This is a genomic window from Pseudomonas sp. HN2 (genome assembly GCF_020736465.1).
Lineage (GTDB): Bacteria > Pseudomonadota > Gammaproteobacteria > Pseudomonadales > Pseudomonadaceae > Aquipseudomonas > Aquipseudomonas moraviensis_A.
Genome location: NZ_CP085885.1, coordinates 3,572,792 through 3,591,887, shown reverse-complemented (window position 1 = coordinate 3,591,887; position 19,096 = coordinate 3,572,792). Strand labels below are relative to the sequence as shown.

Below are 19,096 nucleotides of genomic sequence, written 5' to 3'. Positions count from 1 at the left end.
GGTTTTTGAGTGTCTTTGCAGTTTTCATCGGCCTGGCCGTTTCTTTGCCGTGGGCGTTTTTCGCTGCGCGGTTTTTCAAATGTGGGGATGTTTCTTTGGCAGTCAGTAACCTCGATATGCATGCTTTGTTCGTGCTGGGTGATTTGCGTGCAAAGCTGGTCAAGCAATTCCAATCACGTTTTGTTTACATCACCGAGCAAAACGCCGAAGGCATTTACATCGCCGAAATCGATACCGAAAGTGCGTTGGTAGTCGATGACAAACCAGGGCTCAAACTCAAGGTCGGCGACCATTTCATTGCATCGGTTCTGCCCAGCCGTGAAGGCGGCAAGATGGACATTCGTTTTCGCGACATCAAACTGACGGTCTACGGCCTGGGCGATTACGCGTTTGTCAGCACGGCCGACGGTCACGCGATCCTGTTCAAGGAAGGCCATAGCGTCGTCACCGTGTTTGCCGCCAATGAACAATTGCAGGAAGGCCTGACCAAAACCCTGAAAGCTGTCACCGCCAAAGCTGCCAAATGGCGCAAGGGCGAGCTGGTCACGTTCAAGGCCAGCGAGTGAGCCGCGCGCAATTCCATTCGCAAAACCTCGACAATGCACGTGCAGAAGCGCAGCGCCTGCTCGCCCGAAAAGCCGAACTGCAAGGTGCCTGGCTGAGTTGGGTGGCGTCGCAGATCTACGCATTGCAACCGGCGGCTTACGCCAGCATGGTCAGACGTGAGCTGCAAAGCCTGCAGGAAAAGTCTGAAATGTAATCTCGCGCGCAGCAGACCCCGGAAAAAGCAGGAACCTCGGCTAAAGTCAGTTGACTGAGTCATTCAGAGGCTTGCGTTTCTGTCAGGCCAACTGCCATTGCTGTGAACAGCACGAGGTGCGATGCATGAACGGATTTCGACGGTTACTGGCTGCCAGCGTGGCCACCTTTGGTTTGCTGACGTCAGCGCAATCGCTGCAGGCTGCACAAGGGCCGATCCACTTTGCCGACCTGAACTGGGAAAGCGGCAGCCTGATCACCGAGGTGTTGCGGGTCATCGTCGAGAAAGGCTACGGCTTGCCGACCGATACCTTGCCGGGCACGACCATTACCCTTGAGACCGCGCTGGCCAACAACGACATTCAGGTGATCGGCGAAGAGTGGGCGGGGCGCAGTCCGGTCTGGGTCAAGGCTGAGGCAGAAGGCAAGGTCGTCGGCCTTGGCGATACCGTGAAAGGCGCCACTGAAGGCTGGTGGGTGCCTGAATACGTGATCAAGGGCGACCCGGCCAAAGGCATCAAGCCGCTGGCGCCGGATCTGCGCAGTGTCACGGATCTGAAGAAGTACAAGGATGTGTTCAAGGACCCGGAAAGCCCGGGCAAGGGTCGTTTCCTCAACAGCCCGATCGGCTGGACCTCGGAAGTGGTCAACAAGCAGAAGCTCACGGCGTATGGCTTGCAGGACGATTTCACCAACTTCCGCAGCGGCTCGGGTGCCGCGCTGGATGCCGAAATCAGCTCTTCGATTCGTCGCGGTAAACCGGTGTTGTTCTATTACTGGTCGCCGACGCCACTGCTTGGCAAATTCAAACTGGTGCAACTGCAAGAGCCACCGTTCGATGCCGAAGCGTGGAAGACGCTGACCGACGCTGATAATCCCAATCCGAAACCGACCCGCTCGCTGGCATCGAAGCTGTCGATCGGCGTATCGACGCCATTCCAGAAACAGAATCCGCAAATTGCCGAGTTCTTCAGCAAGGTTGATTTCCCGATCGAGCCGTTGAACAAAGCGCTGGCGGATATGAGCGATAAACACACCGCGCCTCGTGAGGCGGCGGTGGCGTTCATGAAAGCGCATCCAGATGTGTGGCAAGCGTGGCTGCCCAAGGATGTGGCCGACAAGGTGACGGCTGATCTGAAATAACGCGAACAAAGTACCGCACCGCCGACCGGTCGTGCACCGGCAAAAAATCCGACTACGATGGTTTGTTCAAATCCCTTTGAAGGATTTCAACCATGACCTTTGTGTTGGCTCAATGGCTGGTGACGGTCTTCGCGGCAATCGGCCTGATGCACGTGTATTGGGCGTTGGGTGGGCAATGGGCGGCTGCGGTGGTGGTGCCGCAGGTGCCGGTGTCTGGCTTCGTCGCCACTGTGCGCCCAGCGTTCAAGCCTTCAGGCTGGCTGACTCTGTTAGTTGCCGCTGCGCTGTTGGTGATCGCGGCGCTGGTTTGCATGCGGGTCGGTTGGGGAGTGCCTGCGGTGCAGCACAAGTCACTGCAGTGGGTCATCAGCGCGATTGCGTTACTGATGTTTGCCCGAGCGATCGGTGATTCGAATCTGGTCGGTTTTTTCAAGGAAGTGAAGGATTCGCGATTCGCACGGCTGGATACCTGGGTGTATTCGCCGTTGTGTGCGCTGCTGGGGGCGGGGTTGTTGGCGGTGGCCTGGGTCTGAGCTGATCCGGGATTTGCAACGACTCGACAGGCCTCTTCGCGAGCAGGCTTGCTCACACATGGCAACGCATCTCAAAAATGTAGGAGTGAGCCTGCTCGCGATGGCGGCGTCATAGCCACCGCCAAAATCTCAGCTTCCGCTCTCGGTCTGGCGGCTACTGACCTCAGCTGGCACATCATCCCCAGCCATACGTTTGCGAAACAGCGCTGCCCGCGCCAGCAGCAACGTCGTCACCGGCACGGTGATCGCCAGCAAAACCGGAATCAGCCAGGCATGCACTACCGGCCCGGATTTCAGTGCTGAAAAGCAGATGATCGACGCCAGTGCCACACACCATGCCCCGATTGTCGAGGCTAGTGCTGGCGGGTGCATGCGCTGGAAGTAGTCCTTCATGCGCAGCAACCCGGTCGCGCCCAGCAGGGTAAAAACGCCGCTCAGCACCAGCAGGACCGCCACCGGGATCTCGACCCATAGAGACAATTCGGCATTCATTCGATCACCTCGCCACGCAACAGGAATTTCGCCAGGGCAAACGAGCCGACAAAGCCGAACAGTGCGATCAGCAGCGCCGCTTCGAAGTAGGTATCACTGGCGTAACGGATACCTAGGGTCAGCATCATCAACATGGCGACGATGTACAGATAATCCAGCGCCAGGACCCGATCCTGAGCTGACGGGCCTTTGAACAACCGAACCAGGGTCAAAGCCATCGCCATACAGTACAGAAACAATGTCAGCAGGATCGCATTCGACAGTAATGGGCTCATTCGAAAATCTCCATCAACGGTCGCTCGTAAGTGCTCTTGAAGTGCTCGATGAATTGCACTTCATCGTCCAGATCCCAGACGTGCAACAAGAGAACGCTGCGATCCAGCGCCAGTTCCGACCATACAGTGCCGGGCACCACCGTGCAGATCATCGCCAGTGCCGCCAGACCGTGGGCATCGCGCAGGTCCAGTGGCACTTTGATGAAGCATGATCGCGGTGGGCGGCGTCCGGCGTTGAGTACGCCCCACGCGACGATCAGGTTAGACATGATCACGTCACGGCCGACCAGGAAGAACAGGCGCAGGATGGCCATGGGGTTACGGATGCGCGCGCGTTTAGGACGCAGCTTGCGCATCATCAGCGGCGCAGCGAACCCCAGAGCGGCGCCGAGCAGCAGGTTGCCCGGGCTGACCGACAGGTTCAGGGTCAGCCACAGAATCCACAGGGCCAGCGATAACCAGGGAGCCGGAAACAGTCGGTTCATGGCTGCACCTCGAGCATGTCAGCTCTGGCCTGCGGGCTCGGCACCGCGCGCGTGCCAAGGACGGCCAGCACATATTGCTGCGGATTGTTCAGCGCATCGGCCGTGGCCTGGGTGTAGCGCAGCAGCGGTTCAGCCTTGAAAGTCAAAGCGATGCTCAGCCCCAGTAGCAGGAAAATCGGCGCGCATTCAAGTTTGCGCAGCAATGGCGATGGCCGTTCTTCCGGCGTCCAGAAGCGCTGGATACCGAGGCGCGAAAAGGCCATCAGGGAGGCCAGGCCGGTCAGGATCAGCAGGGCCAGCAATCCCCACGCGCCGGGAGACAGCGGCGCCTCGGTGCCAAGCCCCAGCGGGTTGAGCAATGCGCCGAGCAGGCCGAGCTTGCCGATGAATCCGGACAGCGGTGGCATGCCGATGATCAACAGTGCGCAGGCAATGAAGCTCAAACCGAGAAACGCCATGGTCCACGGGATGACTTGGCCGACCACGGCTTTCTGCTCGTCGTCGAGGTTGATGCCCTTGGGCGGTTGCAGCGATTCCTGCGGACGCGGCAGCAGTTCGCTTTCGTCTTCCAGTGGGATTTCGTTGGCCGAGCGCGAGCGTTCGATCAGTTCAGCCAGCAGGAACAGTGCGCTCAGCGCCAGGGTCGAGCTGACCAGATAGAACAGCGCAGCGCCGATCAGGTTCGGCTGCGCGAAGCCGATTGCCGAGAGCAAAATGCCCGCCGACACCAGAATGCTCAGGCTGGCCATGCGCTCCAGACGCTGTGCGGCGAGGATCGCCAACCCTGCGCAAGCCATGGTCGCCATGCCGCCGTAGATCAGCCAGTCGCCGCCGAAGAAAGCCGAGGCGCCGGCCTGACCGGAAAACAGCAGGGTCCACAGGCGCAGGAGGGTGTAGACGCCGACCTTGGTCATGATCGCGAACATCGCTGCCACAGGTGCGCTGGCCGAGGAGTAGGCCGGCACCAGCCAGAAATTCAGCGGCCACATGCCAGCCTTGGCCAGAAACGCTACCGCAAGAATCCCCGCCCCCGCATGCAGCAAACCACGATCGGCTTCCGGCACCAGCGGGATCTTCATCGCCAGATCGGCCATGTTCAGCGTGCCGGTCACCCCATAGATCAACGCCGCGCCGATGAGAAACAGCGACGAGGCCAGCAGGTTGATCGAGATGTAATGCAATCCTGATGACACCCGCGCGCGGCCGGATCCATGCAGCAACAGGCCGTAGGAGGCGGCGAGCAACACTTCGAAGAACACGAACAGGTTGAACAGGTCCGCCGTCAGGAAGGCGCCATACAGGCCCATCAGCTGAATCTGAAACAGTGCGTGGAAACTCGAGCCGGCGCCGTCCCAGCGGGCCATGGCGAAGAGCAGGGCACTGACGCCGATGATCCCGGTCAGCACCAGCATCAGTGCCGACAGGCGATCAACCACAAGAACGATGCCGAACGGGGCCTGCCAGTTGCCCGGCAGGTACACGCCGATGGAGCCGGGCACGCCAGTGGTCTGGGTCCATTGCAGCAGCATTACCGAAATGAACAGGCCGACGAGGCTGGAGAACAGGTTGATTTTCGCCTTCAGCGGCCGGTGCTTCTCGCCCAGCATCAGCATGATCGCGGCGGTCAGCAGCGGCAGCAGGATCGGTGCGGCGATCAGGTGAGTCATTGCCATCATTCTTTAGGCTCCCGGCCGTCGACATGGTCGGTGCCGGTCAAGCCGCGCGAAGCGAGCAATACGACAAGAAACAGCGCGGTCATGGCGAAGCTGATGACGATCGCCGTCAGTACCAGCGCCTGGGGCAGCGGGTCGGTGTAGTGCAGCAGGTCCTGGGTCACGCCGTCCTTGATCACCGGCTCTTTGCCGATGAACAGGCTGCCCATGCTGAAAATGAACAGGTTGACCGCGTACGACAGCAGGCACAGGCCCATGACCACCTGAAAGGTACGCGGCCGCAGGATCAGCCAGACCCCGGACGCGGCGAGAATGCCGATGGCGATTGCGATGACTTCTTCCATCAGACGGCTCCTTTGCTGGCGACGGACTTGGGCAGCGATGCTGTCTTGTGACCACGCACCGATTGGTGGGCGAGGGCGGTGAGGATCAGCAGCGTCGACCCGACCACCACGGCGTACACGCCGATGTCGAAGAACAGCGCGCTGGCGATATGGATATCGCCGAGCAACGGCACGCTGATGTGCCAGGTGTGGGTGGTCAGGAACGGATAGCCCACCAGCATCGCACCGAGACCGGTGGCGGTCGCGAACAGCAGCCCGGTGCCCATCCAGCGCAGTGGGCGCAGGCTCATCTGCGCCTCGACCCACTGGGTACCGGCAACCATGTATTGCAGAATGAACGCGACCGACATCACCAGCCCGGCGACAAAACCGCCGCCCGGTTGATTGTGCCCACGCATGAACAGGTAGAACGACACCACCAGCGCGACAGGCAGCAGCAGGCGGACCAGCACCGCCGGGACCATCATGAAGCCAAGTGCCGTGTCGCTGGCCGAACGCGGGTTGACCAGATCGGTAACCACGTCCGGTGCCAGCAGGCGCTGCTGGGCCGGCAACTGCAGGCTTTCCTTGGGCGGGCGGAAGCGGCGTAGCAGGGCGAATACGGTGAGCGCCACGGCGACCAGGACGGTGATTTCGCCGAGGGTGTCGAAGCCACGGAAGTCCACCAGCATCACGTTGACCACGTTGCTGCCGCCGCCCTCGGGCAGGGCGCGACTGAGGTAGAACGAGGAAATGTGGTTAGGCGTCTGTCGGGTGAGCATGGCGTAGGACAGCAGGGCCATGCCGGCGCCGACGGCAACCGAGAGCAGCAAGTCGCGCAGACGGCGAATGCGCGCCTTGCGCAGGCTGCTCGGCAGTGGCGAGACTTCTTCGATGCGGCGCGGCAACCAGCGCAGGCCGAGGAGGATCAACACCGTGGTCACCACTTCGACCGCCAGTTGCGTCAGCGCCAGATCCGGCGCCGAGAACCAGACGAAGGTCACGCAGGTCATCAGGCCACAGACGCTGACCATGGTCAGGGCGGCGAGACGGTGATACTTGGCTTGCCACGCGGCGCCAAGCGCACAGGCAATCGCCAGCAGCCACAGGGTCACGAAGACAATCGAACCGGGGATTTTCGGCCGGTCGCCCCAGCTCAGGCTGCTGTGCAGCATCGGGATCAGCCCGGCGAAGACGGCGGCCAATACCATCAGAAAGAGCTGCATCTGCAAACGCTTGGTGCCGAGTCGACGCTCGACACGGCGGGCAATGCGCATCATTACGACCAGACTGCGCTCGAACAGCCGCTTGCCGTTGAAGCGGCCCACCAGCGGTGGGTACTTGAAGCGGCCGAGCTTGAACTGCTTGCGCAGCAGCAGATACAGGACGATGCCACCGGACATGGCGATCAGGCTCATGATCATCGGTGCGTTCAAGCCGTGCCAGATGGCGAGGCTGTATTCCGGCAACTCACCACCAACAACCGGCAGTGCCGCAGCGGCAAGCAATGGCCCGACAATCTGCGCCGGGAAAATCCCCACCAGCAGGCAGGTGAAGACCAGCAGCTCCACCGGCGCGCGCATCCAGCGCGGCGGTTCGTGCGGGGTGTGCGGCAGGTCGGTAGCGGTGGGGCCGAAGAACACGTCGACGGTGAACCGCAGCGAATAGGCGACGCTGAACATGCCGGCGATGGTCGCGACGATCGGCAGGCTGGTTTCGACCCAAGCGGTGGCGTTGATGAACACGGTTTCGGCGAAGAACATTTCTTTCGACAGGAAACCGTTGAGCAACGGCACGCCGGCCATCGAGGCACTGGCGACCATGGCCAGCGTCGCCGTATAGGGAATCAGTCTGATCAGACCACTGAGTTTGCGGATGTCACGGGTGCCGCTTTCGTGGTCGATGATGCCGGCGGCCATGAACAGAGAGGCTTTGAACGTGGCGTGATTGAGGATGTGGAAAACCGCGGCGACCGCGGCCAGTGAACTGTTCAGGCCCAAGAGCAAAGTGATCAGGCCCAGATGGCTGATGGTCGAATAGGCCAGCAAACCTTTGAGATCGTTCTGGAACATCGCGCAGTACGCGCCGAGCAACAGCGTACAGGCGCCGGCACCGCTGACGATGTAGAACCATTCTTCACTGCCCGACAGCGACGGCCACAAACGTGCAAGGAGAAAAACCCCGGCCTTGACCATGGTCGCCGAGTGCAGATATGCCGAGACGGGAGTCGGTGCCGCCATCGCGTGGGGCAGCCAGAAATGAAACGGAAATTGCGCGCTTTTGCTTAGCGCGCCGATCAGAATGAGTGGCAAAAGAACGGGGTAGAGGGCATGTGCGCGAATCAGATCGCCGGCGGCCAGGACCTTGTCGAGGTCGTAGCTGCCGACGACATGGCCGAGAATCATGACCCCCGCCAGCAGGCATAACCCGCCGGCGCCGGTGACCATCAGTGCCATATAGGCACCGCGCCGCGCGTCGGCGCGGTGGTGCCAGTAGCCGATCAGCAAGAACGAGAAGAGGCTGGTCAGCTCCCAGAAAAACACGATCTGAATCAGGTTGCCAGAGATCACCAGACCGAGCATGGCGCCCATGAATGCCAGAAAAAACGCGAAGAAACGCGGCACCGGATCGTCCGGCGACATGTAATAACGAGCATACAAAGAGACGAGTGTACCGATGCCCAGCACCAGCATCGAAAACAGCCAGGCGAAGCCGTCCATGCGCAAAATGAAGTTCAGCCCCAGGCTGGGCAACCACATGAATTCTTCGCGGATCACGCCGCCGTGGGCGATTTGCGGGTACAGCATCGCGACCTGAACGGTGCCGATCAAGGCAACCAGGCCCGCCAGCAGCGATTCGGCATTACGCGCATTGTGCGGCAGCACAGCTGCCAGACAGCTGCCAATGAATGGCAGAAGCAGTAGAACTATCAGGGACATAGGCTTCTAATCTGCGGAAGTTTGTGAAGCATCATACGTGCCAGCTCCCCGATCACCAAACGCGAGGATGTCTCAGAATCCTACAAAGTAGTCTGGAATTTTGTGTTTAGCGTTGTTTCAGAGACGGATTTGATGCCGCAAAAGTCCTCACCGCGAGCAGCTCACTCCTACAATTTGCAACGCGTTCACTTGTAGGAGTGCGCCTGCTCGCGATAGCCATTTATCGTGCAAGGCAGATTCCCGATCTCAACCAAGCGTTTCCTGCTCCAGTTCATCCTGCGTTTGAACAACCTTACCCTTGGTCTTCAACTCACTGACAATCACCGCTGCAACAATCAACCCGGCCCCAACCAGCGCAATCGCCGGCAAACGCTCTCCGGCAATTCGTCCGACGATCCCGGCCCACACCGGTTCACCTGCGTAGATCAACGTTGCCCGAGTCGGTGAAACGCTCTTCTGCGCCCAGTTCATTGCCACCTGGATCGCCGCACTCGCCGCGCCCAGACCCAAAGCGGTTACCAGCAACAACCAGGAAAACTCCGGAATCACTTCACCGGTCGGGACTACCAGCAGGAACGACAGCATCGCCGTGACCGCCAGTTGCACCACCGTCACCCGACGCACATCAACCTGCCCGGCGAAGGTGCTGATCAAAATGATTTCGGCAGCAATCGCCACGGCGCTGATCAATGTCGCAATTTCTCCGGGACTGAAGTTCAACGCCGCCCCCGAAGGGCCCGACAACAGCATCAGCCCGGTAAACGCCAACATGATCCCGATACTTGGCATCAGCCCCGGTCGCCGTCCCAACACCAGCCATTGCAGCAAGGGCACAAAAGGCACATACAGTGCGGTAATGAACGCCGACTGGCTGCTTGGAATCGTTTGCAACCCGACTGTCTGCAAGCCGTAGCCGAGCATGATCGCCACGCCGATGAACGACCCCGCCTTGACCTCGAACACGGTCAACTCCCGCAAGTGACGCCAGGAAAACATTGCGACGATTGCCGCCGCTGCGGCAAAGCGCAGGCCGACGAAAAACATCGGGCCACTGACCGTCATGGCATGCTGCACAAGCAGAAACGTGCCGCCCCAGATCATGGTAATCAGCACCAGCACGCACTCGGCTTTGCTGAAGCGGGAGAAGCGGATGCGGGAAGAAGAATTGTTCGGCGACATCATGACCTTGCGCACTGTAAAAGAGAGGCCGCACAATGCCGCCAACGTTGCGCAGTATACTGCCCAACCCCACCGAGTGAGCAATATAGTGCACAAAGATTCGACTCAGCGAGCCTCCGTCCTGCAACACGTCAGCCAGAATGTCCGACGTCTGCGCCATGCTGCGGACATGAGCCAGGCCGCGCTGGCGGAAAAATCCGGGGTGAGCCGACGTATGTTGGTGGCGATCGAGGCCGGCGAGAAGAATGTCAGCCTGACCACGCTTGATCGCGTCGCCGAAGCGCTGGACGTGGCCTTCAGCGATCTGATTCAAGCCCCCGATGCGCGCGACCCGAGCCGGATCAACGAGGTTGCCTGGGCGGGCGCGATTACCGGCAGCAGGGCCGTGCTACTGTCCAAGGCCACCGCGACCCGCGAAGTCGAGCAATGGGAGTGGTGTCTGCAACCGGGCGAGGTCTACCCGTCGCAACCAGACGCCGATGGCTGGAGCGAGCAAATCTACGTATTCGAAGGCTGTTTGACGCTGATGCTCGGCGATCAGCCGCAGCACATCAATAAAGGAGAGTTTTTCATGTTCGCCAGCAATCAGCCGCATTCTTATCGCAACGATGGCGAAGTCGCAGCGTGGTTCGTGCGTAATGTGGTGATCTGAATGGAGCAGCCTGCGGACATCCTGATCATCGGCGGCGGGCTCAGCGGCACGATGCTGGCGGTGCAATTGTTACGTCTGCCTGGACAACGAAGAATTTTGATCGTCGAGTCGCGTACTGAACTGGGGCGGGGGGAGGCCTACAGCGCTGTCGAGTTGGGGCATACGCTTAACGGCAACGCTGCGCGGATGAGCGTCGACCCGGATAATCCTGATGATCTGACGCAGTGGTTGAGCGCGCATATTGCTGCTGGCGGCTGGCCGGAGTCGGCTGAGCAGGATGTGCCGGTCAGTGACCTGTTTCCACCTCGTGGGCTGTTCGGTGTCTACGTACAGCACCGGCTTGCAGAAGCCAGGGAAGTGGGTGCGCTGCAAGGTTCGACTGTCGAACACATCTTTGCCGAGGCCGTCGACCTGCAAGTTGATCCCGCTTCAGTGAAGCTCACCTTGAGCGATGGTCAGCTTTTGCAGGGTTCCCGCGCCGTCCTGGCCACCGGCATGTTCCCCGCCGCGCGCACGCCGCAGACGCAATCCACTGGACTCAATGCCGCCGCCTTCGATCCTTGGGATGTGGCGGCCATGCGCGATCTCGATCCGCAATCCACCGTACTGATCATCGGCTCCGGTCTGACCATGGTCGATGCCGTGGTGTCGCTGGAGCAGGCCGGGCATCGCGGGCCGATCGAGGTGTTTTCACGGCATGGGTTGCTGCCCCATGTTCGTCGGCAACCGCCAGCCTGGGTGGATTTTCTGGCGCAGGATCACAGCATCCGTACGCCGCGCCAGTTGCTGCGCGAACTGCGTCGGCACTGTCGCGATGCCATCGCCCAAGGCATCGATTGGCAGGCACCACTGGATACGGTTCGCGCGCATATTGGACGGCTGTGGAGTCAGGCGACTGACGTGCAGCGTCGACAATTCGTACGGCATGTACGGCCGTGGTGGGAGAGCCATCACCATCGCTCGCCGCCGCTGAGTGCCGAGTTGATCGAGCGGCTGAGTAAGGCAGGGCGCTTGCGCATTCATGCCGCTTCGTTCAAGGGGCTTGAGCCGGGTAGTGGCGATGCTGTGGCCATTCGCATCCGTCCTCGCGGTGAGACTGAAACACGCGTCGTGAGTGGTGCGGCGCTGATCAACTCCAGCGGCATCGAATACGACTGGCGGCGGGTTGCTCGGCCGTTGCCGCAGCAGTTGCTGGCGCGGGGACTGGTGCAGGCGGGGCCGTTGGCGCTGGGGATCGCCGCTATGGACGGCGCAGTGATGGATGCCGAAGGGCGCGTGAGTGCTCAGCTGTTTGCCATGGGCCCGCCGTTGCGCGGGATGTGGTGGGAGAGTACGGCGGTGACGGATGTCGCGGCGCAGGCTAAAGCGTTGGCTCAGCGGTTGGTGGATAGCCTGAGAGATTGATGCGTTCTTTCGGACTTCTTCGCGAGCAGGCTCGCTCCCACAGGGAGATTGAGGTTGTGAATACAATTTGCGGCACATCGCAGATCCTGTAGGAGTGAGCCTGCTCGCGATAGCGGTGGTTCAGTCAATAAAAGCTGACTGATAGACCGCGATCGCGAGCAGGCTCACTCCTACATTCGTTGCGTGGTGCCTGAAGGTATTACGCAACCACCCGATAGCACGGCACATACGCCGCGCCACCCGGCAACTTCATCCGGTGCTGGGCGACGAAGGCTTTCAGTAGCGCATCAAGCGGCTGCATGATCGCCGCATCACCACGGATCTGATACGGCCCGTGTTCTTCGATCAGGCGGATGCCCTTGTCCTTGACGTTGCCGGCGACGATGCCGGAAAACGCTCGACGCAAATTGGCCGCCAGTTCATGCGGTGGCTGGTCGCGGTGCAGTTTGAGATTGGCCATGTTTTCGTGAGTCGGATCGAACGGACGCTGGAAGCCCTCGTCGATCTTCAACAGCCAGTTGAAATGAAACGCATCGTTCCGCTCGCGGCGGAATTGCTTCACCGCTTTCAGTCCCTGGGTCATCTGCCGCGCCACTTCGGCCGGGTCATCGATGATGATCTCGTAATGCTGCTTCGCCGCTTCGCCGAGTGTTGCGACGACGAACGCATCCAGTTGCTCAAGATACGGCGCGGCATGCTTCGGCCCGGTGAGGATCACCGGGAATGGCAGACCTTCGTTGCCCGGGTGCATCAGGATACCGAGCAGGTAGAGGAACTCCTCGGCAGTACCGGCGCCCCCCGGGAAAATGATGATGCCGTGGCCAACACGGACAAAGGCTTCCAGACGCTTTTCGATGTCCGGCAGGATCACCAGCTCATTGACGATCGGGTTTGGCGCTTCGGCAGCGATGATGCCCGGCTCGGTCAGGCCGAGGTAGCGACCGCCGTGAATGCGCTGTTTGGCATGGGCGATGGTTGCGCCCTTCATCGGGCCTTTCATTACGCCCGGGCCGCAACCGGTGCAGATGTCGAGGCTGCGCAGGCCCAGTTCGTGGCCGACTTTCTTGGTGTATTTGTACTCTTCGGTGTTGATCGAGTGGCCACCCCAGCACACCACGATTTTCGGCTCGACGCCCGGGCGCAGGGTGCGCGCGTTGCGCAGCAGGTGGAATACATAGTCACTGATGCCCTGGGAATTGCTCAGATCGATGCGCTGGCTGTCAAGTTCGTTCTCGGTGTAGACGATGTCGCGCAGGGCGCTGAAGAGCATCTCGCGGGTACTGGCGATCATCTCGCCGTCGACGAACGCGTCGGCCGGAGCGTTCAGCAGCTCCAGGCGCACGCCGCGATCCTGTTGGTGAATACGGATTTCGAAGTCTTTGTAGGCTTCGAGGATGGTCTTGGCATTGTCGACATGCGCGCCGGTGTTGAGGATGGCCAGGGCGCACTGGCGGAAGAGGGTGTAGGTGCTGCCGGATCCGGCTTCGCTCAGTTGTTGGACTTCACGTTGAGAAAGGGTTTCCAGACTGCCTTTCGGGCTGACCGAGGCATTGATTACGTGTCGTTGGGTCATGCAGTGATCCTTAAAACGATGCCATCCGTAACGCAGCGGCGGGCATCCGAATAGTGTGTATCCATGAATGAAGATGGCACGATCTGCGCTGTACCGCCATGTCCCCGTTGGACGCTGAAAAGATGAAAAGGAGCCCCAGCATAGCTAAAACCCGCTGCGATGCGATAATGCGCCGGCGAGTTTTTTCCGTTGCGCCTCTTGTCACTCAGGGAAGTCATTTTCGATGTTCGAGATTCAGCCGATGGACCCCGCTACCTTTCGCCAGCAGACCCGCCGCAGCACAGTCATCATCGCGGTGCTGTTCCTGCTGCTGGCGATGCTGTTTTCGTCGGTCGCGGTGGCAGTGTTCGGTGAGCCCGACGGGGATAATCTGCGATTCAATGTTGGCGGCGTATTCGTGGCGTTTCTGCTGACGGCAGCGCTGTTGCGCGGGCGGTTCTGGCATCAGACCTGGATGGCGCCGGCGGTATACGGCTGGCGCCTCAAGCGCAACTTGATGAGCATCACCAATGTGATGCATCAGGTGACAGCGGCGGTGCAAAGCGATGATCCGACGGCGATGAAGGTGTTGCGTTTCTACCATTTGGGATTGCTGCAGATGCACGAGCTGGACGGCAACTCCAGCGATCACGGCCAATTGCGTGACGAAGTCGAACAGCATAAGGCGCGGATGCAGGCGCAGAGCCTTGATCCACACCAGCCACGCTTCGATCCGCAATGGCTGGAGACATTGAAACCGGCCTCGCCTTAAAACGGAATGCGCCGGGCGCGGCGCAGTTTCCACGAGCGCAGCAGTCGCGCGTAGACGATCAGGTTGATCGCCAGTACCACGCTGCCGAGCGCCAGTTGGATCTGCGGGGTCAGACCTGCCGGGTAGATGATCGGCCAGATGTAATGCTCGATGAAGCCGCCGGCGTATTCGGTCTGCCCGGCCGCGTGGCGCATCAGGTTTTCCCAGTAGGTCAGCGGGCAGGTCAGATGCAACACCTCGACCGCCACGCCCCAGGCTGCCGCTGGCAGGTGCAGCCACATCAGCCGTGGCCAGCGCAGCACCAGCAGCCCGCCGAGCAGGACGAAGAGGATGAAACTCAAGTGAAACAGCACCAGCCCGTCGGCGGCGATTCGGTACAGCATGGCGTCTTCCTGACGTGAAGATGAATGGCGCTATGGTACGCCGCGCGAGACAAAATTCCTTGATGAATTCGGATCAGGAAAAGTGTTCTACCCTTTAACAATGATCAACTTGTTCAGAGGTGAGATGCACATGGTGAACGAGCAAACGCGTCCCGATGAAGATGAGCCGACAGAGGCCGAGATCGAGCGGCAGAAGAGAAGGGAGGAGAAAACCTGGAAGCATGATGACAGCCGCGAGCTGTCGGAGCGCGATCAGGAGCGTCCTCTGAAGCCTTGAACGACGCATACGAAGAGCCCCGCATCAGCGGGGCTCTTCGCGTTTCAGAGGTCTTCCAGCTGCGTGAAGTCCGGGTATGTCGCTCGATACCCCAACGTTCGATCGATCCACGCATTGAGCTCATTGACCATCACCGGCGGATGGCCGGGGTAACCCTCGAGGGTGCTGCGCAGGGTGCGTTCGATGTCGGGCACGCTGTGCAGGTTTCGGGTCTTGATGTAATGGCCGATAAAACAGTCGAGTTCCAGGCGTTCTGTCTTGGACAGATGGACACACTTCAGGCCGCTGACCTGTTTGATTGCAAAATCGTCGCTCACTTATTTCTCTGCAAGGCTTGAAAGTTGTTGATGGATTCCTGATCTCTTTGACTCTTTGGTCAACTGGTATACCAATCGGAAAGGCGGCGCGCATGCTATCCGCAGCGCGAGAAAATGTATGTATGACAGTCGAAATGTCAGACAGGCGGTTGATTCGCTCAAACGGCTGTTTTATCGAGGCTGTTTCGCGGTTGAAACACTTTTTGTAACGCTGAGGAATCAATGCAAGGCATGTTCGGATAACGCGCCGAATCGGCAGATATTTAGTCAATCATTTGTTCAACTGCTCGCCCGCCGGTCTGCAACGACGGTGCGCAATACCGTGATTACGTTATGCAAAATTAGAATTTAAAAATTAAATTCAAGAGCGTTATGGTCTATGCAAATCTCATTTGCAGGACTCGCCATGAAGCTGTCTCGTTTCCTACGCCGCGCGCTGACCATTGCGTTGTTGATCTCGCCATTGGCCTACGCCGCGGAGCCTTTAGTCCTGCACGTCGGCGATCAGAACTACTACAACATCCGTGCTTCGGTCGAAGCCTCAGGTGTGTTGAAAGACGCGCCTTACACAGTCGACTGGAAACACTTCCAGGCTGCCGCGCCTCTCGCCGAAGCGTTGCAGACCGGCTCGCTGGATCTGGGTTTTCTCGGCGATTCCGGTTTCCTTTTCCTTGCTGCCAAACAGGCACCAGTGAAACTGATTGGCGTATCGCGGCAGAACCCCGACACCATTGCCTTACTGGTGCCCAAGGATTCGCCGGTGAAAACCATCGCCGACCTCAAGGGAAAAAAAGTCGCTTACTGGCCCGGAGCCTGGAGCCAGCAACTGACCTTGCGCGCTCTGGAGCAGGGGGGGCTGCCGGAAAACTACGTCGACTTCGTCAAGCTGATGCCGATCGACGCGGCCGCCGCTTTGCCGCAGGGCAGCATCGACGCCTTTCCGGTGTGGGAACCGTATATCTCGCAACAGATCGTGTTCTCTGGCGCTCGGCCGATCCTGACGGCGAAAAACCTGATGCCAGGGCTGAGCGCCATCGCGGCTTCGACTCCCTCGATCGACAGCAAGCGTGCGGCGATTGCCGATTTTCTCGGACGATTGAAACAAGCGCGAGCCTGGGTTGATCACCATACCGACGAGTACGCTGACCTCTGGGCAAAAAAGGCCAACCTCGATCAGCAGGTCTCGCGGCATTGGTTGCGCCAGGCGCACATGAGCGTCGGACCGGTGGATCAGCAGGCGGCAGCGGATCTGCAGAGCACGGCGGACTTCCTGTTCAAAGTCAAAGCACTGCCCGCACCGCTGGCGACGGCAGGCATCATCGACACTTCGTTTCAACAAGCCTTGACTCACTGAAAACCAGCATCGGAACCAAACCCTGTGTACCTTATCCAACCTGCGCTCGCTGGCAGCAGCGCAGGAAAGGACAAGGGCGAGGGAGTTTTGCCATTGGACAACACGACGGCTATCGCCGGACTCAGGGCGAAACATGACTTCCGGATGCAAACTTCTCTGTGCTGCGCTCGTCGCGTTCGGTCTGGCCGGCTGCATCGCCGCGCCGGTCGAAATGACCGCGCAAACCGAAACCCGCCTGCAGTCCCGGGCACCCGTACGTTTTCTCCTGACGTTCGATGATGGCCCCAGCGCTTCAGGTTTGTGGAATCCCACGGCCACGGTGCTCGACAGCCTCAAAAGCAACGCTGTGCAGGCAAACATCAAAGCCGTGTTTTTCGTGCAGACCCGGGCGCCTCGGGCAGGTGACAGCGAGATCGGTCGCAGCTTGATGCGTCGTGAACACGCCGAGGGGCATATTCTGGCCTTTCACACCGCGACTCACTGGCACACCAACCATCGCTCGCTTGATCCGCAAGAACTGGAGCAGTCGCTGACCGAAGGCAGCGCCGACATCGCAGCTATTACTGGAGCGCCGCCCAAGCTGTTGCGCCCGCCATTCTGGAACTATGACACACGCACATTCGCGGCCTACCAGAAGCACGGCTTGCACGTTTTGCTCACGGATCTCAGCGCCAATGACGGCAAGGTCTGGGGCTTCAATGCCAGTCCCCGGCGTCGCGCGAATATGCTGCGGCAGTTGTCCGAAGTGCGCGAACGCATCGCCGTTGGTCAATTGCCGACGGTGGACGGTGTGATTCCGGTGGTGGTGACGTTCCATGATCTCAATCGCTACACGGCGCGCCACACCCGAGAATATCTGCAGATTCTGCTCGATAGCGCGGCGGCAACCGGCGTCAGACTGGCGGACAAGCCGTTCTACGACGATCAGGCCGCGCTGGAAAAAGCTGCGCTGGCGCGCACTGTCCAGCAAAGCGCTGAACCGGTGAATCTGCCCGGAATGTGGAACTGGATCTGGGATCACGACGCACATTGAGTGGCGTAAGTAATCTGTGATCGGCTTGGCATTTTCGGGCCGGGCAATGAACACTTCCTGCATCTATGCTCGTTGGATCGATTCCGCCTGCGAGGCGTCCGTCCATGCTTGCCATTGCCGATATTTGTCGCATCGTCGAGTCAGGCTTCCCTAACTACAAATGTGATTGCGCGCCAACGGCGCAGGGGTTGTTGCGCATCGAGGTGTATGAGCCGGGCAGCGGGCGTGTTGAACTGTTGCTGGATGGCGTTTCTCCCGAACATCTGGTGACCATCCGGGACATTTCCAATTTCATCGGTGAGTTGCGCACTGAAATGAACGCGGGACGCCGGGCTTTCGCCGGCTGACTTTATAAACGCCGTTGAAAGGCCTGCACGATGCGCCGCGTGGCGTCGTTGGTTTCGAGATTGTGCACGGCATCGAGCGGAAACCAGATGCAATCGACGATTTCATTCTGTGGGCGGACATCGTCGATGTTGACCACTGAGGCCTCGTAAACGTGATGCCGCGTGCTACCGGACTGCAGGTCCATCAAGTACAGCACTTCGTCGGCATTCAGCCCGGTTTCTTCCTGCAACTCGCGTACGGCAGCGGCCGCGCGGGTTTCCCCGCGCTCGACCTTGCCGCCGGGCAATGACCACGGATGACGGGGTTTGCGCACGAGGAGGATGTGACGGTCCTGCTCGCAGATGACGGTAGCGCGTACTTTCATGGATGCCTTGCTGGTTGATGTCATAAAACTGTAATTGAACTGCAATATTCGAGCCGTGCGCGGGTTTAAAGGTTCCCGTTTAATTGGGAGCCTTCTGCATGGGGGAAAGTGCCGGCCTATTGACAGTGAGGGACGCGACATCCGGCTTACACCGCAGCGGGGACCCGGTGTAAGGTGAACACGTACACCGAAAACACCGTTGGCAAAAAGGAGGTGCTCATGAGCATTCCAATGCTGAACAAGCTGCACATGAACGGTTATGACGTGCTCAGCGTGAACAACGGCCCCTGGCGGGTCTGCACGCAGGGCGACCGATTGGCGTCATTCACCAGCAGGGAGGAGGCGATGGCCTATGCGGCGGCGCTTCCCGGCTATAAAAAACGCTCCAGGCCGGTGCAGAGTCACAAAGTCGGTTGACATGTAGTCATGAAGCCCCGGTTGCGACCGGGGCTTTTTTGTTGAAGCAGGCGCATCGGCGTCAGTGGATTTTGGATCGGCTGATGGTCCGGGCTTTTACCTCCTTGGCATAACCTTGCAATCTTTCCTCGTCGCTTTGCAGGATTTCGCAAGAGCGCAAAACGGTCTGGGCGTCTGCCTCGTTACCCGATTTGCGCAGCTGTTCAGCGATGCGCTTGAGGTCGACTGCCGACCATCTCAGGTCGGACGCCACGCTTTGCAGATCCCGTTGAAGTTCGTGTTCGTATTCATTGAGCCGCATGATCACCTCCAGAACATTCTCGGTAGAAAAGAGTAGTCGCATTTTTCCAGATGCAACCGGGTCATCTGACGCTCGGCTGAACCGATGTAAAAAATTGTCCGATCGCCGATAACGGCGGGGT

Annotated in this window: 24 protein-coding genes; 12 read left to right on the top strand and 12 right to left on the bottom strand. The window is 59.7% G+C overall.

Translation table 11 applies throughout. The annotated features are described in order from the left end of the window. Positions 1-95 precede the first annotated feature (95 nt). The 4 genes from LIS66_RS15530 to LIS66_RS15515 all read left to right on the top strand — a co-directional run bounded on the left by LIS66_RS15530 (position 96) and on the right by LIS66_RS15515 (position 2,435). The gene (locus LIS66_RS15530) at positions 96-566 is read left to right on the top strand and encodes a hypothetical protein (RefSeq protein WP_039763128.1); all 471 of its coding nucleotides are present in this window, start codon (positions 96-98) and stop codon (positions 564-566) included. Further along, positions 563-760, top strand: a complete 198-nt coding sequence (locus LIS66_RS15525) for a hypothetical protein (protein ID WP_083352548.1) — start codon at positions 563-565, stop codon at positions 758-760. The genes LIS66_RS15530 and LIS66_RS15525 overlap by 4 nt, the downstream gene beginning before the upstream one ends. A gap of 125 nt (positions 761-885) precedes the next feature. Continuing rightward, positions 886-1,902 carry an ABC transporter substrate-binding protein gene (locus LIS66_RS15520; protein WP_064363489.1) on the top strand — a complete coding sequence of 339 codons (1,017 nt, stop codon included), beginning with the start codon at positions 886-888 and terminating at the stop codon, positions 1,900-1,902. Positions 1,903-1,994: 92 nt separating this feature from the next. Then, positions 1,995-2,435 carry a DUF3995 domain-containing protein gene (locus LIS66_RS15515; protein ID WP_227972517.1) on the top strand — a complete coding sequence of 147 codons (441 nt, stop codon included), beginning with the start codon at positions 1,995-1,997 and terminating at the stop codon, positions 2,433-2,435. Between the two features lie 129 nt (positions 2,436-2,564). Here LIS66_RS15515 and LIS66_RS15510 read toward each other — a convergent pair whose 3' ends face one another. From LIS66_RS15510 to LIS66_RS15480, 7 genes are all read right to left on the bottom strand, one after another. Further along, entirely contained in the window at positions 2,565-2,927 is a 363-nt protein-coding gene (locus LIS66_RS15510) for a Na+/H+ antiporter subunit G (protein ID WP_064363487.1), read from the bottom strand. Further along, a complete protein-coding gene (locus LIS66_RS15505; RefSeq protein WP_042606712.1) occupies positions 2,924-3,202 on the bottom strand; it encodes a K+/H+ antiporter subunit F in 279 nt (92 codons plus the stop codon). The genes LIS66_RS15510 and LIS66_RS15505 overlap by 4 nt, the downstream gene beginning before the upstream one ends. After that, positions 3,199-3,687 (bottom strand): Na+/H+ antiporter subunit E, encoded by a 489-nt coding sequence (locus LIS66_RS15500; RefSeq protein WP_042606713.1) that lies wholly within the window; start codon positions 3,685-3,687, stop codon positions 3,199-3,201. Before LIS66_RS15500 ends, LIS66_RS15505 begins: the two co-directional genes overlap by 4 nt. Continuing rightward, on the bottom strand, positions 3,684-5,363 hold the full coding sequence (locus LIS66_RS15495) for a monovalent cation/H+ antiporter subunit D (RefSeq protein WP_227972516.1): 1,680 nt from the start codon (positions 5,361-5,363) through the stop codon (positions 3,684-3,686). The genes LIS66_RS15500 and LIS66_RS15495 overlap by 4 nt, the downstream gene beginning before the upstream one ends. Further along, on the bottom strand, positions 5,360-5,704 hold the full coding sequence (locus LIS66_RS15490) for a Na+/H+ antiporter subunit C (protein WP_016775082.1): 345 nt from the start codon (positions 5,702-5,704) through the stop codon (positions 5,360-5,362). Before LIS66_RS15490 ends, LIS66_RS15495 begins: the two co-directional genes overlap by 4 nt. Then, positions 5,704-8,622, bottom strand: a complete 2,919-nt coding sequence (locus tag LIS66_RS15485) for a monovalent cation/H+ antiporter subunit A (protein ID WP_227972515.1) — start codon at positions 8,620-8,622, stop codon at positions 5,704-5,706. The genes LIS66_RS15490 and LIS66_RS15485 overlap by 1 nt, the downstream gene beginning before the upstream one ends. 246 nt (positions 8,623-8,868) lie before the next feature. Further along, positions 8,869-9,804 carry a DMT family transporter gene (locus LIS66_RS15480; protein ID WP_042606716.1) on the bottom strand — a complete coding sequence of 312 codons (936 nt, stop codon included), beginning with the start codon at positions 9,802-9,804 and terminating at the stop codon, positions 8,869-8,871. Between the two features lie 85 nt (positions 9,805-9,889). Here LIS66_RS15480 and LIS66_RS15475 point away from each other — a divergent pair, with 85 nt between their 5' ends. Then, a complete protein-coding gene (locus LIS66_RS15475) occupies positions 9,890-10,453 on the top strand; it encodes a helix-turn-helix domain-containing protein (RefSeq protein ID WP_065616148.1) in 564 nt (187 codons plus the stop codon). Further along, entirely contained in the window at positions 10,454-11,857 is a 1,404-nt protein-coding gene (locus LIS66_RS15470) for an FAD/NAD(P)-binding protein (RefSeq protein WP_227972514.1), read from the top strand. 199 nt (positions 11,858-12,056) lie between these two features. Here the strand turns inward: LIS66_RS15470 and ppnN are convergent, their stop codons facing one another. Next, the gene (gene ppnN, locus LIS66_RS15465) at positions 12,057-13,430 is read right to left on the bottom strand and encodes a nucleotide 5'-monophosphate nucleosidase PpnN (protein ID WP_042606719.1); all 1,374 of its coding nucleotides are present in this window, start codon (positions 13,428-13,430) and stop codon (positions 12,057-12,059) included. A 223-nt stretch (positions 13,431-13,653) separates the two neighbouring features. Here ppnN and LIS66_RS15460 point away from each other — a divergent pair, with 223 nt between their 5' ends. Next, positions 13,654-14,181, top strand: a complete 528-nt coding sequence (locus LIS66_RS15460; RefSeq protein WP_227972513.1) for a DUF3087 domain-containing protein — start codon at positions 13,654-13,656, stop codon at positions 14,179-14,181. On the opposite strand, the gene LIS66_RS15455 is transcribed toward LIS66_RS15460, so the two are convergent. Beyond that, complete coding sequence (locus LIS66_RS15455) at positions 14,178-14,564, bottom strand: DUF2784 domain-containing protein (protein WP_042606721.1); 387 nt, start codon at positions 14,562-14,564, stop codon at positions 14,178-14,180. The two genes, LIS66_RS15460 and LIS66_RS15455, sit on opposite strands and share 4 nt — an antisense overlap. A gap of 130 nt (positions 14,565-14,694) precedes the next feature. Between LIS66_RS15455 and LIS66_RS15450 the strand changes: the two genes are divergently transcribed. After that, positions 14,695-14,841 carry a hypothetical protein gene (locus LIS66_RS15450; protein ID WP_227972512.1) on the top strand — a complete coding sequence of 49 codons (147 nt, stop codon included), beginning with the start codon at positions 14,695-14,697 and terminating at the stop codon, positions 14,839-14,841. 44 nt (positions 14,842-14,885) lie between these two features. Here the strand turns inward: LIS66_RS15450 and LIS66_RS15445 are convergent, their stop codons facing one another. Then, a complete protein-coding gene (locus tag LIS66_RS15445; protein WP_042606722.1) occupies positions 14,886-15,158 on the bottom strand; it encodes a hypothetical protein in 273 nt (90 codons plus the stop codon). 406 nt (positions 15,159-15,564) lie between these two features. Between LIS66_RS15445 and LIS66_RS15440 the strand changes: the two genes are divergently transcribed. From LIS66_RS15440 to LIS66_RS15430, 3 genes are all read left to right on the top strand, one after another. After that, positions 15,565-16,512, top strand: a complete 948-nt coding sequence (locus tag LIS66_RS15440; protein WP_227972511.1) for an ABC transporter substrate-binding protein — start codon at positions 15,565-15,567, stop codon at positions 16,510-16,512. A 133-nt stretch (positions 16,513-16,645) separates the two neighbouring features. Next, entirely contained in the window at positions 16,646-17,545 is a 900-nt protein-coding gene (locus LIS66_RS15435; RefSeq protein WP_227972510.1) for a polysaccharide deacetylase family protein, read from the top strand. Positions 17,546-17,649: 104 nt separating this feature from the next. Further along, positions 17,650-17,892, top strand: a complete 243-nt coding sequence (locus LIS66_RS15430) for a DUF1652 domain-containing protein (protein ID WP_042606725.1) — start codon at positions 17,650-17,652, stop codon at positions 17,890-17,892. A 2-nt stretch (positions 17,893-17,894) separates the two neighbouring features. On the opposite strand, the gene LIS66_RS15425 is transcribed toward LIS66_RS15430, so the two are convergent. Continuing rightward, positions 17,895-18,257 (bottom strand): NUDIX hydrolase, encoded by a 363-nt coding sequence (locus LIS66_RS15425; RefSeq protein WP_064363477.1) that lies wholly within the window; start codon positions 18,255-18,257, stop codon positions 17,895-17,897. Between the two features lie 219 nt (positions 18,258-18,476). On the opposite strand from LIS66_RS15425, the gene LIS66_RS15420 reads away from it, so the two are divergent. Then, positions 18,477-18,674, top strand: coding sequence for a DUF2188 domain-containing protein (locus tag LIS66_RS15420; protein WP_065616154.1), 198 nt, complete (start codon positions 18,477-18,479; stop codon positions 18,672-18,674). 61 nt (positions 18,675-18,735) lie between these two features. On the opposite strand, the gene LIS66_RS15415 is transcribed toward LIS66_RS15420, so the two are convergent. After that, entirely contained in the window at positions 18,736-18,975 is a 240-nt protein-coding gene (locus LIS66_RS15415) for a hypothetical protein (protein ID WP_042606728.1), read from the bottom strand. Between the last annotated feature and the right edge of the window lie 121 nt (positions 18,976-19,096).

What these genes read in the sequence shown, in the direction of transcription:
- LIS66_RS15460 (WP_227972513.1), top strand. Translation starts at nt 13,654, where the DNA reads ATGTTCGAGATTCAGCCGATGGACCCCGCTACCTTTCGCCAGCAGACC.
- LIS66_RS15490 (WP_016775082.1), bottom strand. Translation starts at nt 5,704, where the DNA reads ATGGAAGAAGTCATCGCAATCGCCATCGGCATTCTCGCCGCGTCCGGG.
- LIS66_RS15500 (WP_042606713.1), bottom strand. Translation starts at nt 3,687, where the DNA reads ATGAACCGACTGTTTCCGGCTCCCTGGTTATCGCTGGCCCTGTGGATT.
- LIS66_RS15515 (WP_227972517.1), top strand. Translation starts at nt 1,995, where the DNA reads ATGACCTTTGTGTTGGCTCAATGGCTGGTGACGGTCTTCGCGGCAATC.
- LIS66_RS15450 (WP_227972512.1), top strand. Translation starts at nt 14,695, where the DNA reads ATGGTGAACGAGCAAACGCGTCCCGATGAAGATGAGCCGACAGAGGCC.
- ppnN (WP_042606719.1), bottom strand. Translation starts at nt 13,430, where the DNA reads ATGACCCAACGACACGTAATCAATGCCTCGGTCAGCCCGAAAGGCAGT.
- LIS66_RS15415 (WP_042606728.1), bottom strand. Translation starts at nt 18,975, where the DNA reads ATGCGGCTCAATGAATACGAACACGAACTTCAACGGGATCTGCAAAGC.
- LIS66_RS15425 (WP_064363477.1), bottom strand. Translation starts at nt 18,257, where the DNA reads ATGAAAGTACGCGCTACCGTCATCTGCGAGCAGGACCGTCACATCCTC.
- LIS66_RS15430 (WP_042606725.1), top strand. Translation starts at nt 17,650, where the DNA reads ATGCTTGCCATTGCCGATATTTGTCGCATCGTCGAGTCAGGCTTCCCT.
- LIS66_RS15435 (WP_227972510.1), top strand. Translation starts at nt 16,646, where the DNA reads ATGACTTCCGGATGCAAACTTCTCTGTGCTGCGCTCGTCGCGTTCGGT.
- LIS66_RS15455 (WP_042606721.1), bottom strand. Translation starts at nt 14,564, where the DNA reads ATGCTGTACCGAATCGCCGCCGACGGGCTGGTGCTGTTTCACTTGAGT.
- LIS66_RS15440 (WP_227972511.1), top strand. Translation starts at nt 15,565, where the DNA reads ATGAAGCTGTCTCGTTTCCTACGCCGCGCGCTGACCATTGCGTTGTTG.
- LIS66_RS15505 (WP_042606712.1), bottom strand. Translation starts at nt 3,202, where the DNA reads ATGAGCCCATTACTGTCGAATGCGATCCTGCTGACATTGTTTCTGTAC.
- LIS66_RS15480 (WP_042606716.1), bottom strand. Translation starts at nt 9,804, where the DNA reads ATGATGTCGCCGAACAATTCTTCTTCCCGCATCCGCTTCTCCCGCTTC.
- LIS66_RS15470 (WP_227972514.1), top strand. Translation starts at nt 10,454, where the DNA reads ATGGAGCAGCCTGCGGACATCCTGATCATCGGCGGCGGGCTCAGCGGC.
- LIS66_RS15420 (WP_065616154.1), top strand. Translation starts at nt 18,477, where the DNA reads ATGAGCATTCCAATGCTGAACAAGCTGCACATGAACGGTTATGACGTG.
- LIS66_RS15520 (WP_064363489.1), top strand. Translation starts at nt 886, where the DNA reads ATGAACGGATTTCGACGGTTACTGGCTGCCAGCGTGGCCACCTTTGGT.
- LIS66_RS15510 (WP_064363487.1), bottom strand. Translation starts at nt 2,927, where the DNA reads ATGAATGCCGAATTGTCTCTATGGGTCGAGATCCCGGTGGCGGTCCTG.
- LIS66_RS15485 (WP_227972515.1), bottom strand. Translation starts at nt 8,622, where the DNA reads ATGTCCCTGATAGTTCTACTGCTTCTGCCATTCATTGGCAGCTGTCTG.
- LIS66_RS15495 (WP_227972516.1), bottom strand. Translation starts at nt 5,363, where the DNA reads ATGATGGCAATGACTCACCTGATCGCCGCACCGATCCTGCTGCCGCTG.